The sequence below is a fragment of the [Actinomadura] parvosata subsp. kistnae genome (assembly GCF_900323885.1).
In the GTDB taxonomy this organism is placed as follows: domain Bacteria; phylum Actinomycetota; class Actinomycetes; order Streptosporangiales; family Streptosporangiaceae; genus Nonomuraea; species Nonomuraea composti.
Genome location: NZ_OOHJ01000022.1, coordinates 570,764 through 586,555, shown reverse-complemented (window position 1 = coordinate 586,555; position 15,792 = coordinate 570,764). Strand labels below are relative to the sequence as shown.

Below are 15,792 nucleotides of genomic sequence, written 5' to 3'. Positions count from 1 at the left end.
ATCAGGGACGGTCGGTGAGGCCGGCCGGGGCGAGGCGGAGGCGGCGGACGGCGAGCAGGCCGCCGACGGCCGGGATCCAGGCCCGCCACCGCGCCCCGGTCGCGGCGCTGCCGGGCACGAGCACCGTGCAGGCGATGACGGCGAGGTAGGCGCCGCCGTGCACGGGCCCGACGAGCGACGAGACCGCCTTGAGGTGCACGGTGACCAGGTTGACCAGCAGGACCGCAAGCGAGAGCGTCTCCACGGCGACCGCGACGCGCAGGGCCCGCATGGCGCTCACGCCCCTTCCACGGCGCCGGGCCGCACGATCATCAGGACGACGACCACGGTCCACAGCAGGTTGTAGACCCCGGCGAGCATGGCCAGGGGCCGCAGGCGGTCGCGGGCGCCGGGGGTGGCGAGGGCGTCGCGCTGGCGCGGGTAGATCTGCACGGCCAGCAGGAAGCCCGCCGCCGCGGTGAGGATCATCGCGAGGGTGATCCAGATCTCGCCGGTACGTCCCTGCACGAAGGCCAGGACGATGCCGGCCGCGGGCACGACGAGCCCGGCGATGCTGTAGCCGCGGGTGATGCGGTGCAGCGCGGCGGCCACGGCCCGGCTGCGCTCCTGGGCTCCGTCCGCGCCGGTCACCGGCACATAGCGCGGGAACAGGCTGGTCGCGATCGCCGAGCCACCCACGAACACGATGCCGGCGACCACGTGGATGGACAGCAGCAGAGGCTCCACGAAGTACTCCCCTCCAAACCTTCAGATGGCCTGAAGATTAGCACGAATCCTTCAGGGTGCCTGAAGGTATGGCGCGATGTGTGGGGCAGCGGTCGTTGACGCCATCCGGCGACGCCCAGGAGGGTGAAGGGGTGAGCCAGCGCCGCATCGTCTTCGTCGTCTACGACGGTTTCCAGGCCCTCGACCTGACCGGCCCGCACGAGGTCTTCCACCAGGCGGGCCGGCGTTCGGGCCGCTACGCGTGCGAGATCGTGGCGCCCGCCCCCGGCCCCGTACGAGCGGGCAGCGGCCTGCCCGTGCACGCCGGCCACGGCATCGACACCCTGGAGCCCGGCGGCGTCGACACGCTCGTCGTGGCCGGCGGCAGCGGCGTCTACACGGCCAGGCAGGACCCGGCGCTGCTCGCCTGGATCGCCGCCGCGGGCGCCACGGCCCGCCGGGTGACGTCGGTGTGCACGGGCGCGTTCCTGCTGGCCGCCGCCGGCCTGCTCGACGGCCGCCGGGTCACCACCCACTGGGCCCGCGCCGACAGGCTGGCGCGGGAGCACCCCGCCGTCACCGTCGACAGCGAGCCGATCTTCATCAGGGACGGCCGCGTGTGGTCGTCGGCGGGCGTGACCGCCGGCATGGACCTCGCCCTGGCCCTCGTGGCGGACGACCTCGGCCAGGAGGTGGCGCTCGACGTGGCCCGCCACCTGGTGCTGTTCCTGCGCAGGCCGGGCAACCAGTCGCAGTTCAGCGTGGCGCTGTGGTCGGCGCAGCCGTCCACCGACCCGATCCGCGCCGCCGTGCAGGCCATCCACGCCGACCCCGGCGCCCGCCACGACATCCACGACCTCGCCGCGCACGCCGGCCTCAGCCCGCGCCACCTGCAACGCCGCTTCACCGCCGAGCTCGGCGTCCCGCCCGGCTCGTACGTCGAGCGGGTCCGCGTCGAGGCGGCCCAGCGGGCGCTGGCGGGCGGGGACGAGCCCGTCGAGGTCATCGCCCGCCGCTGCGGCTTCGGCACGGCCGAGACGCTGCGCCGCACGTTCCACCGCCGCGTCGGCGTCGCCCCGTCCGACTACCGCGACCGATTCCACGCCCACGCCCAGGGAGGCGACCTGTGACCACGTACGGACTGCTCATCTTCGAGGACGCCGAGGAGCTCGACTTCGGCGGCCCCTGGGAGGTCTTCACCATGTCGGCGGCGCTGCGCGGCGGCGCCGACACGGCGGTGCTGATCGCCGAGCACCACCCCGGCCCCGTGCGCTGCGCCAAGGGCCTGCGCGTGCTGCCCGACCACGGCCTCGACGACCATCCGCCCCTGGACGTGCTGCTCGTCCCCGGCGGCCGGGGCGCCAGGAAGGTCCAGGCGCACAACCCCGTCGTCACCGGCTGGGTCGCGGCGGTGGCGGAGCGGGCGAGCTGGGTGGCGAGCGTGTGCACCGGCGCGTTCGTGCTGCACGCCGCCGGGCCGGCGCGCGGGCGGCGGGTGGCCACGCACTGGCAGCACGAGGAGGAGCTGGAGGCGCTGGGGGAGGTGACGGTCGTGCGCGACGCCCGCTACGTCGTGGACGGCAAGCTGCTCACCAGCCAGGGCGTCTCGGCCGGGATCGACGCCGCGCTGTGGCTGGTCGGGCGGCTCCACGGGCGCGAGCACGCCCGGGCGGTGCGCAGGCAGCTCCAGTACGAGCCCGCGCCGCCGTACCTGGCGGACGAGCCGCTCTAGACGGGCCCTGAGCCGTACCTGACGGACGAACCTCTCTGAACGGGCCCTAAGCCGTACCTGACGGACGAACCTCTCTGAACGGGCCCTAAGCCGTACCGGGCTGACGAACCTCCCGGGACGGGACCTGACCGGAGAACGCGGCGCGGATCGTGTCGCCCACCTGCCGCCTGATCGGGTCGGCGGACTCACCGAACAGGCGCTCGTCCACCTCGGCCACCGCCGCCCGCGCCCGCTCCATCAGGCGCGCCCCCTCGGGCGTGACCTCGATGGCGGACGCCGAGCCCGCGCGGGCGGTGTGATCGCGCACCAGCCCCGCCCCGGCCAGCGCCTTCACCGCCGCGTGCACGCTCTGCACGGTGATGCCCGACATGCGGGCGAGCTCGCTGAACGACACCCCCGGCATCGCCGCGATGTGCCCGAGCAGACCGAGCCGGCTCACCGTGAGGTCGAGCGGCGCGAGCGCGGCGCCGAGCTCGGCCTCGACCTGGCGCGCCAGCGTGAGCACCACGATGGAGGCGCTGGTGGTGGGGGCGGCGGGACGGTCGTTCTCGGAGCTCACCCCCCCAAGTCTCCACTAGGGTCTGGCGTCATGGCGAACGACGAGGCGGTACGCGAGAAGGTGGCCTGGGTGCTGGTGCGCGACCACCGGGTGCTGGTGACGCGCAGCCACGGCCGCGAGGTGTTCTACTTCCCCGGCGGGATGCGGGAGCCGGGCGAGTCCGACAGCCAGACGCTCGTCAGGGAGATCGAGGAGGAGCTGCTGACGGCGATCGACGCGGGCTCGATGGTGCATGTCGGGACGTTCGAGGTGCCGGCCGGGCATCCGGAGCGCGGGCCGTTCCGGATGATCTGCTACACCGCCGACCACGACGGGCCGCTGACGCCGTCGATGGAGATCGCGGAGACGGCGTGGTTCGGGTACGAGGACCGGCACCGGGTGTCGTACGTCGACGGGCTGGTTCTGGAGGCACTTCACGAAGCTGGATTACTCCGGTAAAACCGACACTTCACCCGTACCAGACTGATCGCTAGGCTGGCGGCACCTCAGTGCAGGGAGACGATGCGTGAGTGCCGTTGAGCCGGATGTGCCCGGTGTTGACCCCACGATCCCCAGCGTGGCCCGCATGTACGACTACTACCTGGGCGGCAAGGACAACTTCCCCGCGGACCGGGCGGCGGCGGAGAAGATCATCTCGATCGTTCCCGAAGTGCGCGAGACGGCTCGCGACAACCGGGCCTTCATCGGCAAGGCCGTGCGGCTCATGGCCGAGCAGGGGGTGCGGCAGTTCCTCGACATCGGCGCCGGCCTGCCCACCCAGGAGAACGTCCACGAGGTCGCGCAGCGGATCGTCCCCGACGCGCGGGTGGTGTACGTCGACAACGATCCCATCGTCCTGACGCACGCCCGCGCCCTGCTGGCCGACAACCCCGGCACGCTCGCGGTGCGGGGCGACATCACCGACCCGGCCGCCATCCTGAACGACCCCGACGTGAGCGGGCACCTCGACTTCGGCCGCCCCGTCGGGCTGCTGATCTCGGCGGTGCTCCACTTCGTCCCCGGCGACCAGCTGACCAGCGACATCGTCAAGACGCTGCGCGCGCCGCTCGCGCCGGGCAGCCACCTGCTCATCTCCCACTTCTACGCGCCCGACACCGACGATCCCAAGGTCAGGGCGGGCCAGCAGGTCTACAAGGCCACCAAGCCGGGCGCCCTGATCGCCCGCTCGCTCCCGCAGATCGCCGCCTACTTCGACGGGATGACCCTGCTGGAGCCGGGCCTCGTGCCCGTCAAGTCGTGGCGGCCCGAGTCCGAGCTGGACCGGCAGGTCGCCGTGGACCTCACCGTGCCCAGCCTCATCGGAGCGGTGGGCCGGCAGCCCTAGAGGGCGTCACGACCCTGTCGGCGTGCGGGAGAACCGCTTGTCCAGGCCCGTCACGTGCAGGAGCCGAGTCAGGCGGGGCTGGAGCCCGCTCAGCCGCAGCGAGCCGCCGGCGGCCTCAACCGTGTTGGCGGCCCAGATCAGCGTGTTCAGCCCTGAGGAGTCGCAGAAGGCGACGTCCTGCAGATCGACGACCACGGACGGCGGCCTGAGGCACGAGATCGCCTCGGTCAGGCCGTGGCGGAACTCCTCCTTCGAGGCCAGATCCAGATCGCCGGCAGGACGCAGGACAGCAGCGTCGTCACTCTGCGTGACGACCCAGGAGAAGCCGGTGCGGTCAGCGCTTCTCATTCCACCCCTCCGCTTTGCAACGGTTCGCACTTTTATCATTGCACAGTGCAATGAAACCAGGAAGCCATACTCACGACCACCGGTCAGACCCCCGTGTCAGGCGGGCTGGTAGTCGCGCAGGTAACGGGAGACCTTCTCCGTGTACGCGCGCCACTTCGCCGGGATGCCGTTCGCGCGCCGCAGCGGCGCCACCCCGCTGCGGTACAGCGCGGCCAGCTTCAGCGCCGGATCGCCGGGCAACTGCTCGACCTGCGGGCCCAGCCCGCACAGGAAGCGGCCCATCGACAGGATCGACAGCTCGGGGCCGAACGGCGGCGCGGGCTTCGGGCTCTGCAGGCCGCCCGGCTGCCAGTGCCACAGCACCTCGGGGGTCCACCGGGCGATGCCGTACTCGTTGCGGACGCTGTCGGACAGCTCGGGGTCGTAGCCGGACTCCGCCTTCAGCATCGCCGCGATCAGGGCCGGGCTCAGGCCGGGCTCCTCGCAGTACGTGCCGGCCTGCACGATCAGCGTGCGGTACTCGCGCGGGATGTCGGAATCTTCGCGCAGCCAGCGCGCGGTCGAGCCCTCCGTCACGCTCCGGGCCGGGCCCGAGCTCGTCGCGGCACTGGAGCCGGCGTCGGAGCCGGTGCTGGAGTTGGGGGTGGAACCGGGGCTGGAGTCAGTGCTGGAGCCGGGGCTGGAGCGGGAGCCGGTGACGGGCGCCGGGCGCGCGGTGCCTCCGGGAGCGCCGCCGGACGGGCGGATCAGCACGAGGGTCACGGCGGCCACGACCGCGACGGCCACCGCCGCGCCGCCGGCGAGCAGCGCCCGCCGCCTGCCACCCCCCGCCCGCCCCTCCTCGGGCCGGTCGCCCTCAAGCCGGTCGCCCTCAAGCCGGTCGTCCTCGGGGCGGTCGTCCTCGGGCCGGCCGCCGTCCTCAGGTGGAGGTGGTGCGGGGGTAGGGGAGGACAGGGCGGCGGCGTACGCGGCCGCGTCCGGCCAGCGCAGCGCGCGGTCCGGGTCCAGCGCCCGCATCACCGCCACGTCCACCGCCTCCGGCACCTCGGGCCGCAGCGCGCTGGGCGGCACCCGGTGCTCGGGCTTGGCCGGCACCTGCCCTGTGAGCAGGTGGTACGTCAGCGCCCCCAGCCCGTGCACGTCGGCCCGCGCGTCCGGCGCCCCGTCGAAGTGGAGCTGCTCGGGCGCCTGGTAGCCGGGCGAGCCGGCCGGCAGCGTCAGCCCGCTCAGGTGGTCGGTGGAGCGGGCGATCCCGAGGTCGGCCACCATCACCCGCTCCCCGCCCTCGGGCCGCGAGCAGAACAGCACGTTGGACGGCTTGAGGTCGCGGTGGACGACCCCGATGCTGTGCAGCACGGCGACGCCCTGGCAGATCTCGTCGACCAGGCCGAGCGCTTCTTCCACGCTCATGGGCGGGCCTTTCAGCCGGTCGAGCAGGGTGCCGCGGTCGGCGTACGTCATGACGAAGTAGGGGCGGCCGTCGTCGAGCTCGCCGAGGTCGAAGACCTGCACGAGCAGGTGGGAGTCGGCCCGGCGCAGCAGCCGCGCCTCCTGGAGGAACCGCTCGCGGACGTCGGCCTGCCTGGCCCAGTTGTCGGCGAGGATCTTGACCGCCACCCACGAGCGGAGGTCGTCGTCGCGGGCGAGGTAGACGGAGGCGAACCCTCCGACCCCGATGAGCTGCTCGATCCGGTAGCGGCCTGCGTGGGAGGGAGCCGTCATTCAGCTCATGATGGTGGATCATGCTGGATCCGTCCACGCGCCCTGGAAGCTGGCAGGTTACGCGGACGGGGCGCCGTCCCGCACGATCGAGGCGGCGGCACCGATACGGGGAGGAACCGCATGACCTCGACACCTGCGCGGGCGCGCGAGTAGGGTCGCGCCCGATGTCCCACAGCACGATCCTGATCCAGCTCGCCGCGACGCCCACGGACGACCGGCCGTACTCGCTGGAGCTCGCGCCGGGGGAGCAGGCGTTCTTCGGGCGGGGGACGCCCGGCTCGCCGGTGGACCTCGTGCTGGACGACCCCGCCGTCTCGCGCCGCGCCGGCCGGATCGTCGCGGTGGGCGACTACTGGCTGCTGTCCAACCTGAGCACGTCCAAGACGTACGTGGTGGAGAACCCGGAGGGCGGCGGCGAGTTCGTCAAGGTGCCGCCGGGGCGGATGGGGGCGCCGATCCCGTTCGAGTTCTCGCGGGTGACGCTGCCGGCGGTGGACGGGACGGTCTCGTTCCTGGTGTTCGCGCCGCAGCACGTTCACGTGCCGCCCGGTCACGCGGACGGCGGCGCCGTCACGCAGGTCGCCTACCCGCTCGACCAGAACGCGAAGTACTTCCGCATCCTGGTCGCCCTGTGCGAGCCGCGCCTGCGCGACCCCTCCACCTCGCGCATCCCCACGATCCCCGAGATCATCGAACGCCTGCCCGACCTCGGGCTCAGCCGCACCGCCGTCGGCTTCCACATCGGCTACCTGGCCGAGAAGAAGCTGCACGTCAAGAGCCCGCAGAGCGGGGAGGGCAAGGCCGACTGGCAGCGGCACGCGCTGGTGTCGGTGGCGCTGAAGTTCGACCTGGTCACCGCCGACCATCTCGCGCTGCTCCCGGTGCCGCGCCGCTGAGCACTCCCGGAGCCGCCCCGAGCCGGTCCACGCAGGTGCGCCGCCGTCGCCACGGGGGCCTGCCCCCGCTCAGGAATGGACACGTCCTGATGGGGTAGCCGAGCGCGGATGCGCAACGAGGGAAAGCAGCGTGGCCGGCTCGGGCCCGCGGCCTGGGGCCGCGGCTGACCCTGGCCGGTCTCGCCGCGTGGCTCATCCTCATCCCCTTCAGCCTGCTGCTCGTCGTCGCCAAGCGGCCGCTCAACGACCTGGACGCGGGAGTCGCCGCCGACCTGCACGCGTACGCGCTCGAGCACCCCGGCGTGACCAGGGTGCTCCTCGTGTGGACGGACGTGTTCGGGCCGTGGCCGTGGCGGATCGCCGTCGTGGCGTGCGCCGCCTGGCTGCTGCTCAAGGGCGCGAAACGGGCGGCGCTCTGGGCCGTCACCACCGTGACCGTGGGCGGGCTGCTCGGGCTGGCGGTCAAGGTGATCGTCGCCAGGGCGCGGCCCCACCTGCCGGACCCCGTGGCGCTGGCCCCGGGCGACAGCTTCCCGTCCGGGCACACGGTCAACGCGACGCTCGGCGCCGGCGTGATCGTCCTGCTCCTGCTGCCCGTGCTGCCCCGCTGGGGGCGGCGCGTGGCCTGGGCGGTGGCGGCCTTCCTGGCGCTGTCGGTCGGCTACACCAGGATCGCGCTCGGCGTGCACTGGGTGAGCGACGTGGTCGCGGGGCTCGTGCTGGGGGTGGCGGTGATCGCCGCGACGGCGGCGGCGTTCGAGACGTGGCGGCGGGACCAGGGCCGCAGGCCCGCCTCGCCGGTGGCAGAGGGAGTGGAGCCCGAGTCGGTGCGGGCGCTTCGCGAGTGAAGGGGTGCTTCATGGTCAGAGCAGAGGATTTGAAGTATTACGGGCTGACCCTGTTATCGCCCATGCTGCTGATGGCGGCGGTCACGTACGGCGCGGGCCAGGCGATCCTGGCCTGGCCCACCGGGGAGGCGGCGGTGAGCCGGGCGCTGGCCGCCGGCCGCGACCCGTTCTGGAACGCGGTGACCGACTTCGGCAGCAGCCTGTCCGACACGCCGTACATCGTGGCGCTCACGGCGGTGACCGCGATCGTGTTCCGGCTGTGGCTGCACCGGTGGCGAGAGTCGATCTTCCTCGTGGCCGCCGTGTGGAGCCAGTCGCTGGTCTTCCTCGCGACCACCGAGGTCGTCGGCCGGCACCGCCCGCCCGTGCCGCACCTCGACCCGGCGCCGCCCACCTCCAGCTTCCCCTCCGGGCACGTCAGCGCCGCCGTCGGGTTCTACTGCGGGGTCGCGGTCGTCCTCGCCTCGCGCGTGCGCGGCACGGTGGCGCGGGTGGCCATCTGGACGCCCGCCGTCGCCGCGCCGCTGATCGTCGGCTTCTCCCGGCTCTACCGGGGCATGCACTTCCTCACCGACGTCATGTGGGGGCTGCTGCTCGGCGCCGGCTGCGTCGTGATGGCCGCGTGGGCGATCCTGCGCCGCCCGGCCGCGGGAAAGGCGCCCGGCTCGTCCCGGCCGGCCGTACGGGCGGGGCTCTGAACTACAGCCGGCCGTACGAGCGGCCCTCTGAACGACAACCGGCCGTACGAGCGGGGCTCTGAGGCTACAGCAGGTCCTCGATCCGGATCGGCAGCCGGCGGGGGCGGCGGCCCGTGGCGTGGAAGACCGCGTTCGCGATGGCCGGGGCGACGCCCACCAGCGCCACCTCGCCGAGCGTCTTGACGCCCATCGGGTTGAGCGTGAGGTCCGGCTCGCCGATGAAGTCCACCTCGATCGCGCCGACGTCGGCGTTGACCGGGATCACGTAGTCGGCCAGGTCGGCGTTGAGGAAGCCGCCGAAGCGGGGATCGACCTCGCTGTGCTCGCTCAGCGCCGCGCCGATGCCCCACACGACCGCGCCGCGCACCTGGGCGTCCGCAGTGACGGGGCTGGCCACCCGGCCGCAGTCGGCCACGCTCACCACCCGGGACACCCGGACGCGCGGCGCCGCCGGCTCCACCCGTACCTCCACGAAATGCGCGACGAAGCTGAAAGCGACGTGATCGGGATAGTCGGGGCCGTCCGGGGCGACCAGCCCCGCGCGCATGCGGTCGACCGCCTCGGGCGGCTGGCCCGGCCCCCGGGTGACCGCCTCGGTCACCACCTCGCGTTCGCCGGTCGCCGCGACGGCGGCGGCCACGTCCACGGGGCCCTCCGGCGGCACGCCCAGGCGTTCGCGCAGCTCACGCAGGGCGGCGTGGACGGCCAGCAGCGTGCTGTGGGTGCCCCACGCGCCCGCCGTCAAGTGGTGCGGCGCCACCCGGGTGTCGCCCACCACCGCCCGCACGGAGCCGGCGCCGATCCCCAGGTCCTGCGCCACCGCGCTGACCAGCGCGGACGTCATGCCCTGCCCCATCTCGTGCCCGCCCGCCTCGACCAGCACCCCGCCGTCCGCGCCGGCCCGCACGCGGGCCAGCACCGGCACCGTCATCGCCGGGTACGCCCCCGCCGCCACGCCCCAGCCCACCGGCGTCCCGTCGGCCGCCCGCATCGAGCAGGGATCCGGCGAACGGCCGGCCCAGCCGAACAGCTCCGCGCCCCGCCGCAGGCACGCCGCCAGGTGCCGGGACGAGAACGGCTTGCCCGTCACCGGATCCTTCACCGCGTCGTTGGCCAGGCGCAGCTCCACCGGGTCGCGGCCGGCCGCGTGCGCCAGCTCGTCCACCGCCGACTCCAGCGCGAACGCGGCCGGATGCTCGAACGGCGCGCGCATGTACCCCGGCGTCTGCACGTCGGTGCGGACGTGGCGCTGGCGGCCGCGGAAGTTCCTGATGTCGTACAGCCGCGAGGTGATCTCCGTGTAGCTGGCGGGCAGCAGGTCGTGGCGGGACGCCTGCTGGTCCACCTCGTGGATCGCGGCCAGCAGCCGGCCCGAGCGGTCCGCGCCCAGCCGCACGCGGTGCCGGCTCACCGGCCGGAAACTGGCCGCGTGGAAGGTGTCGGCGCGCGGCAGCACCAGCTTCACCGGACGGCCCAGCCGGCGGGCCGCCACCGCCAGCGGCGCGAGATGCGGCTGCAACGAGTTCTTCTGCCCGAACCCGCCGCCCACGTACGGGGCGATCACCTCCACCCGGTCCGGGTCGAGGCCGAGCTGGCGGGCCAGGCCGCCGCGCAGCGCGCCCACGCTCTGGCTGCCCTCGTGGACGACGAGCGTGTCCCCGCGCCACTCCGCGACGCCGCCGATCAGCTCCATCGGCACCTGGTGCTGCGGTCCCGCCTCGTAGACGGCGTCCACGCGCAGCGGGCTGCGCTCGTACGCGCCGTCGGCGTCGCCCACGACCACGTCGGCCAGGAACGGCAGCGGCAGCGCCTCCTCCTGGAGCACCGTCTCGGTGCCGGCCGCGTCCAGCTCCACCGCGAACGGCTCCTCCTCGTACACCGCCCGCACCAGCCCCGCCGCCTCCGCCGCGGCCACCAGCGTGTCCGCCACCACCAGCGCGATCGGCTGCCCCCGGTACGCGACCCGATCGTCCAGCAGCGGCTGCAGGCTCTGGAACGCGTAGCCGCCGGCCATGATGTAACCCGCCGGGACGATGCCCAGGTCGTCGAGGTGCGACAGGACCAGCAGGACACCGGAGACCGCCTCGGCCGCAGTGGTGTCGAGGCGGGTGATCCGGCCCTTGCCGACGGTCGCGACGACCGGCATGGCGTACGCGACGCCGGGCGGCGTGTGGTCGGCGCCGTACCGGGCCGCCCCGGTGACCTTCTCCCGCGCCCCGACGCGAGGCATCTCCGCGTTCGTCATCGTCGCGCCGCTCCCATCGGAGTCGTGGTGTCCTCGGGACCGGTCATCGTCCGGCCGCTCCCCTCGCCCTCGCGGCCGGTCATCGTCCGGCCGCTCCCCTCGCCCTCGCGGCCGGTCATCGTCCGGCGGCGCCCCTCGTCCTCGCGGCTGGTCATCGCTCGGCCGCGCCCCTCGTCCTCGCGGCTGGTCATCGCTCGGCCCGTTCCCCGGCGATGCGCAGCGCCTCGGCAACCGTGCGCACGCCCAGCTCGATCCGGAACGCGTTCTGCCTGCCCGGGCGCGCCTCCGCGAACGCGGTCTCCCCGGCCCGCCGCGCGCTGCCCCGGTCGAGCACCGCCCCCACCAGCTCCCGCTCCGCCTCGTGGCAGCGCCACGGCCGGGTGGCCACGCCGCCCACGGCCACGCGGCACTCCTCGACCGTCCCGCCCGCGCCCAGCGTGACCGCCACCGCCGCCGAGGCCAGCGCGAACGCGTACGACTCCCGATCCCGCACCTTGTGGTACGTCGATCCGCGCCCGGCGGCGGTGACCGGCACGCGGATGCGCGTGACGATCTCGTCCCAGGCCAGCGTGTGCTCCCGGTCCGGCCGGTCGCCCGGCTCGACGTGCAGGCCCGCGAGAGGGAGCGTGCGGGAGCCGCGCGGCCCCGCCACGTCCAGGATCGCGTCGAACGCGATCAGCGCGACCGCCCAGTCACCCGGGTACGTGGCGATGCACGCGTCGCTGCCCCCGAGCAGGGCATGGCCGCGGTCGAGGCCGCCGATCGCCGCGCACCCGCTGCCCGGCCGCCGCTTGTTGCACGGGAAGGCGAGGCCGCCGCGGAAGTAGGGGCAGCGGGTGCGCTGCAACAGGTTCCCGCCGACCGTCGCCACGTTGCGCAACTGCTGGGAGGCGGCCTTGGCCAGGGACTCCGCCAGCGCCGGATAGTCGCGCCGCAGCACCGGGTCCGCCGCCACGTCCGCCATCGGCGCCCCCGCCCCGAACGACAGCTCGCTCGCCCCCGCCGTGTCGACGCCGGCCAGCTCGGGCAGCGCGCGGATGTCCACGACGGCGGGCGGGGTCTCGACGTCCAGCTTCATCAGGTCGTAGAGCGTGGTGCCGCCGGCCAGCAGCTTCGCGCCGGGGCCCGCCTCGGACAGGGCGCGCAGGGCCTCGTCGAGGGTGGCGGGCACCGCGTACGCGAACGGCCGCACCCCTCAGCCCTCCCGCCGCCCGCACGCACCGCCAGGCTCCCCGGCCCGCCCGCCCGGCTCCCCGGCCCGCCCGCCGGGCTCGTCGGCCCGCCCGCCGGGCTCGTCGGCCCGCCCGCCGGGCTCGTCGGCCCGCCCGCCGGGCTCGTCGGCCCGCCCGCCGGGCTCGTCGGCCCGCCGCCGGGCTCGTCGGCCCGCCCGCCGGGCTCGTCGGCCCGCCCGCCGGGCTCGTCGGCCCGCCCGCCGGCTCGTCGGCCCGCCCGCCGGGCTCGTCGGCCCGCCCGCCGGGCTCGTCGGCCCGCCCGCCGGGCTCGCCGGTCATCCCCTCAGGCTTCGCGGCCGTCTCGTCGGATCTTCCGGCGGCGGCGCGGATGGCCGCCAGGATGCCCGTGTACGCCCCGCACCGGCACAGGTTCCCGCTCATGTGCTCGCGAATCTCGTCGTCGTCCCCGGCGTTGCCCTCGGCGATGCAGGCCAGCCCCGACATGACCTGCCCGGGCGTGCAGTAGCCGCACTGCAGCGCGTCATGGTCCACGAACGCCTGCTGGAGCGGATGCAGGCCCCCATCGGCTCCGGAGACGCCCTCGATCGTCCGTACGGACCGATGGTTCGCCTGCACGGCGGGCAGCAGGCAGGACACGACGCGCCGCCCGTCCAGATGGACCGTGCAGGCGCCGCACTGCCCGTGGTCGCAGCCCTTCTTCGACCCGGTCAGGCCCAGCCGCTCGCGCAGGACGTCGAGCAGCGACTCCCGCGGGTCGAGGTCGAGGCGGACGGCCTCACCGTTGACCGTGAGCTCGGTCGCTACCTCCGAGGTCATACGCGCCACGCTAGTGCCGAGCGCCGTTTTTATCCCCATATGACGGGATAAGGCCCGGTCAAGAATGCTCCCGGACACCGCGCGACCCGCGACCCGCGCCGCGCGACCGGCGACCCGCGCCGCGCGACCCGCGTCCCACGACCCTCGACCCTCAGGAGGGTTGTTACCGTGCTGCTCGTGCCCTTCATCGACGCGCTGTCCGCCGCCCTGCCACCCGGTCGCATCGTCCTCGACGCCGACGTCATCGGCGCCTACGCCCGCGACCAGGCCGCCTGGGCTCCGGCCGGCACGCCGGTCGCGCTGGTCAAGCCGCAGGACGCCGAGCAGGTCCGCGCGGTCGTCGCCGCCTGCGCCGAGCACGGCGTGCCGATCGTGCCGCGCGGCGCCGGCACCGGCCTGTCCGGCGGGGCGAACGCCGTGGACGGCTGCGTGCTGCTCGCCCTCGACGGCATGGACCGCATCCTGGAGATCGACCCGGCCGAGCAGCTCGCCGTCGTCCAGCCGGGCGTGATCAACGACCACCTCCGGGCCGCCGCAGCCGGGCACGGACTGTGGTACCCGCCCGACCCGGCCAGCTCGCCCTGGTCCACGATCGGCGGCAACACGGCCACGAACGCCGGCGGCGTGTGCTGCGTCAAGTACGGCGTGACCCGCGACTACGTCCTCGGCATGAAGGTCGTCACCGGCAGGGGAGAGCTGATCACGCTGGGCCGGCGCACCAGGAAGGGCGTGGCCGGCTACGACCTGGCCGGCCTGTTCGTCGGCTCGGAGGGCACGCTGGGCGTGATCACCGAGATCACCGTACGGCTGCTCCGGCTGCCGGCCGCCCCGCCGAAGACCGTCGTCGGCGCGTTCGACTCCTTGGTCGCGGCGGGCGAGGGCGTGGCGGCGGTGGCCAGAGCGGGCATCACGCCGTCCGCGCTGGAGCTGGTGGACCGCTACTGCCTGCGGGCCGTGGACGACTGGAAGAACATGGGCCTGGCCGACCTCGGCGACGTCCTGCTGCTCGGCCGCATCGACACCGGCGACGAGAGCGAGGCGGCGGCGCTGCAGGCGTGCTTCGACGCGGCCGGCGCCGTCTTCAGCACCCGCTCCACCGACGCGGAGGAGGCCGAGGCGCTGTTCGCCGCCCGCCGGCTCGCCTACCCGGCGCTCGAACGGCTCGGGCCCGTGCTCACCGAGGACGTGTGCGTGCCGCGCGGCCTCGTCCCAGAGATGCTGGCCCGCATCGAGGCGCACGCCAAGGCGCACGACGTGCACATCGCCAACATCGCGCACGCCGGCGACGGCAACCTGCACCCGCTCATCGTCGTGCCGGCCGGCGACGAGGAGGCGCGGGAGCGGGCGCAGCAGGCGTTCGAGTCGATCCTCGACGACGCCGTCGCGCTCGGCGGCACCGTCACCGGCGAGCACGGCGTCGGGCTGCTGAAGAAGCGCGGGATGCGGGCCGAGCTGGGCGAGGACGTGCTGGCGCTGCACCGCGCGATCAAGTCGGCCCTCGACCCGGCCGGCATCTTCAACCCCGGCAAGGTCATCTGACCCGCAGCGCTTGTGCACGTTCAGGGAAGCACCGGGCCCGTGAGGCGCGCGGTGCCGGGACGGCCCCCGGCCTCCGGCAGGTGGGCGGCGTCAGGGCAGGACCGATCCTGACAGGCGGCCGGTGCGGCGGTAGACCGCGCACATGATGTCGCGGTCCCCGTCCGCCCAGGTCTCGGCGGTCGGCATGATCGGGGTCAGGGGACCGTGATGACGACGTTCCCCGTTTTCTGCCCCGTCTCCACGTAACGGTAGGCGTCGAGAATCTGGTCGAGGGAGTAATGCCGGTCGACGACCGGCCGGAACGCGCCGGACTCGATGAGCTCCTTGAAATGCCGCGCCATTCCCGCGTCATGCCGAGGGTACGGAAACCGCACCCGCCGCCCCCCGAACAACGGGGTGACGACCGCCAGGACGAGGTTCTGGCATAAGGGCCCGACGTCGGAGGCGAGAAAGCTGCCGCGCGGCTTCAGCAACCGGCGGCACCGCCCGAATGTGCTCTTGCCGACGGCGTCGATGACGACGTCGTATTTCTGCTCGTCGGCGGTGAAATCGGTGGCGGTGTAGTCGACGGCTTTGTCGGCGCCGAGGCGGCGTACCAGGTCGAGGTGTTCGGGGCCGCAGACGGCGGTGACGTTCGCGCCGACGCTTTTGAGCAGTTGCACGGCGGCCGAGCCGATGGCGCCGGTCGCGCCGTACACCAGCACGTCCTGGCCGGCACGCACCCGGGCGCCGGTGATCAGCGCCAGCGCGTAGTGGGAGCCTTCGGTGGCGGGTGCGGCCTCCTCGTACGTGAGGCCCTCCGGCAGCGGCGCGAGGGTGCCGCCCGCCGGGATCACCATGTATTGTGCGTGCGCCCCGAACCGCGCGTCGTTGTAACCGAACACTTTGTCGCCCGGTTTGAAAGCGGTGACGCCGCTGCCCACCGCTTCGACGTCGCCGGCGAATTCGGTGCCGAGAACGGGGATGCGCGGCCTGACGAGCCCCGTCATGAATCGCCAGATGAATGGCTGGGCGGCGCGCATCGCGCAATCCGTGCGGTTGACGGTCGTCGCGCGTACGCGGACGAGCACGTCACCGTCTTTGAGGGCCGGCTTTTCGACCTCTGAAACGCTCACCACTTCCGGCGGGCCGTATCGGGCGCGCACTGCGGCTTTCATGCCCGGATTC

Annotated in this window: 17 protein-coding genes and 1 pseudogene; 8 read left to right on the top strand and 10 right to left on the bottom strand. The window is 73.9% G+C overall.

Features of this window, described 5'->3' with window-relative positions; translation table 11 throughout:
- Position 1 precedes the first annotated feature (1 nt).
- Together KIS93_RS45460 and KIS93_RS45455 are read right to left on the bottom strand one after the other, a co-directional pair.
- Complete coding sequence (locus KIS93_RS45460; RefSeq protein WP_080047084.1) at positions 2–271, bottom strand: hypothetical protein; 270 nt, start codon at positions 269–271, stop codon at positions 2–4.
- Between the two features lie 5 nt (positions 272–276).
- A complete protein-coding gene (locus KIS93_RS45455; protein WP_080041500.1) occupies positions 277–726 on the bottom strand; it encodes a hypothetical protein in 450 nt (149 codons plus the stop codon).
- A gap of 131 nt (positions 727–857) precedes the next feature.
- On the opposite strand from KIS93_RS45455, the gene KIS93_RS45450 reads away from it, so the two are divergent.
- Positions 858–1,835: a GlxA family transcriptional regulator gene (locus KIS93_RS45450; RefSeq protein ID WP_080041499.1), complete on the top strand. Its 978-nt coding sequence runs from the start codon at positions 858–860 to the stop codon at positions 1,833–1,835.
- On the top strand, positions 1,832–2,437 hold the full coding sequence (locus tag KIS93_RS45445; protein WP_080041498.1) for a DJ-1/PfpI family protein: 606 nt from the start codon (positions 1,832–1,834) through the stop codon (positions 2,435–2,437). Before KIS93_RS45450 ends, KIS93_RS45445 begins: the two co-directional genes overlap by 4 nt.
- An 85-nt stretch (positions 2,438–2,522) precedes the next feature.
- Here the strand turns inward: KIS93_RS45445 and KIS93_RS45440 are convergent, their stop codons facing one another.
- Positions 2,523–2,996, bottom strand: a complete 474-nt coding sequence (locus tag KIS93_RS45440; protein WP_080041497.1) for a MarR family winged helix-turn-helix transcriptional regulator — start codon at positions 2,994–2,996, stop codon at positions 2,523–2,525.
- 30 nt (positions 2,997–3,026) lie between these two features.
- Between KIS93_RS45440 and KIS93_RS45435 the strand changes: the two genes are divergently transcribed.
- Both KIS93_RS45435 and KIS93_RS45430 read left to right on the top strand, forming a co-directional pair.
- Entirely contained in the window at positions 3,027–3,434 is a 408-nt protein-coding gene (locus KIS93_RS45435; RefSeq protein WP_080041496.1) for an NUDIX hydrolase, read from the top strand.
- Positions 3,435–3,501: 67 nt separating this feature from the next.
- A complete protein-coding gene (locus tag KIS93_RS45430; RefSeq protein ID WP_230465449.1) occupies positions 3,502–4,320 on the top strand; it encodes an SAM-dependent methyltransferase in 819 nt (272 codons plus the stop codon).
- Between the two features lie 6 nt (positions 4,321–4,326).
- Here KIS93_RS45430 and KIS93_RS45425 read toward each other — a convergent pair whose 3' ends face one another.
- Positions 4,327–4,668 (bottom strand): STAS domain-containing protein, encoded by a 342-nt coding sequence (locus tag KIS93_RS45425; protein ID WP_168018593.1) that lies wholly within the window; start codon positions 4,666–4,668, stop codon positions 4,327–4,329.
- 96 nt (positions 4,669–4,764) lie between these two features.
- Positions 4,765–6,390 carry a serine/threonine-protein kinase gene (locus KIS93_RS45420; protein ID WP_080041494.1) on the bottom strand — a complete coding sequence of 542 codons (1,626 nt, stop codon included), beginning with the start codon at positions 6,388–6,390 and terminating at the stop codon, positions 4,765–4,767.
- Positions 6,391–6,554: 164 nt separating this feature from the next.
- Here KIS93_RS45420 and KIS93_RS45415 point away from each other — a divergent pair, with 164 nt between their 5' ends.
- The 3 genes from KIS93_RS45415 (at position 6,555) to KIS93_RS45405 (ending at position 8,832) form a co-directional block, all read left to right on the top strand.
- The gene (locus KIS93_RS45415) at positions 6,555–7,286 is read left to right on the top strand and encodes an FHA domain-containing protein (protein ID WP_080041493.1); all 732 of its coding nucleotides are present in this window, start codon (positions 6,555–6,557) and stop codon (positions 7,284–7,286) included.
- Positions 7,287–7,588: 302 nt separating this feature from the next.
- Positions 7,589–8,134: a phosphatase PAP2 family protein gene (locus KIS93_RS45410; protein ID WP_246005462.1), complete on the top strand. Its 546-nt coding sequence runs from the start codon at positions 7,589–7,591 to the stop codon at positions 8,132–8,134.
- 11 nt (positions 8,135–8,145) lie between these two features.
- Positions 8,146–8,832: a phosphatase PAP2 family protein gene (locus tag KIS93_RS45405; RefSeq protein WP_080041492.1), complete on the top strand. Its 687-nt coding sequence runs from the start codon at positions 8,146–8,148 to the stop codon at positions 8,830–8,832.
- Between the two features lie 64 nt (positions 8,833–8,896).
- On the opposite strand, the gene KIS93_RS45400 is transcribed toward KIS93_RS45405, so the two are convergent.
- The 4 genes and pseudogenes from KIS93_RS45400 to KIS93_RS45385 all read right to left on the bottom strand — a co-directional run.
- Positions 8,897–11,077 (bottom strand): xanthine dehydrogenase family protein molybdopterin-binding subunit, encoded by a 2,181-nt coding sequence (locus tag KIS93_RS45400; RefSeq protein WP_080041491.1) that lies wholly within the window; start codon positions 11,075–11,077, stop codon positions 8,897–8,899.
- On the bottom strand, positions 11,074–11,268 hold the full coding sequence (locus tag KIS93_RS45395) for a hypothetical protein (protein ID WP_080041490.1): 195 nt from the start codon (positions 11,266–11,268) through the stop codon (positions 11,074–11,076). Before KIS93_RS45395 ends, KIS93_RS45400 begins: the two co-directional genes overlap by 4 nt.
- Positions 11,265–12,269, bottom strand: coding sequence for an FAD binding domain-containing protein (locus KIS93_RS45390; protein WP_080041489.1), 1,005 nt, complete (start codon positions 12,267–12,269; stop codon positions 11,265–11,267). Before KIS93_RS45390 ends, KIS93_RS45395 begins: the two co-directional genes overlap by 4 nt.
- Before the next feature lie 424 nt (positions 12,270–12,693).
- Positions 12,694–13,086: pseudogene (locus KIS93_RS45385) on the bottom strand ((2Fe-2S)-binding protein); the annotation flags it as partial.
- Between the two features lie 168 nt (positions 13,087–13,254).
- On the opposite strand from KIS93_RS45385, the gene KIS93_RS45380 reads away from it, so the two are divergent.
- Positions 13,255–14,625 carry an FAD-binding oxidoreductase gene (locus tag KIS93_RS45380; RefSeq protein ID WP_080041487.1) on the top strand — a complete coding sequence of 457 codons (1,371 nt, stop codon included), beginning with the start codon at positions 13,255–13,257 and terminating at the stop codon, positions 14,623–14,625.
- A 194-nt stretch (positions 14,626–14,819) separates the two neighbouring features.
- On the opposite strand, the gene KIS93_RS45375 is transcribed toward KIS93_RS45380, so the two are convergent.
- Complete coding sequence (locus tag KIS93_RS45375) at positions 14,820–15,782, bottom strand: NAD(P)-dependent alcohol dehydrogenase (RefSeq protein WP_080041486.1); 963 nt, start codon at positions 15,780–15,782, stop codon at positions 14,820–14,822.
- Positions 15,783–15,792 lie beyond the last annotated feature (10 nt).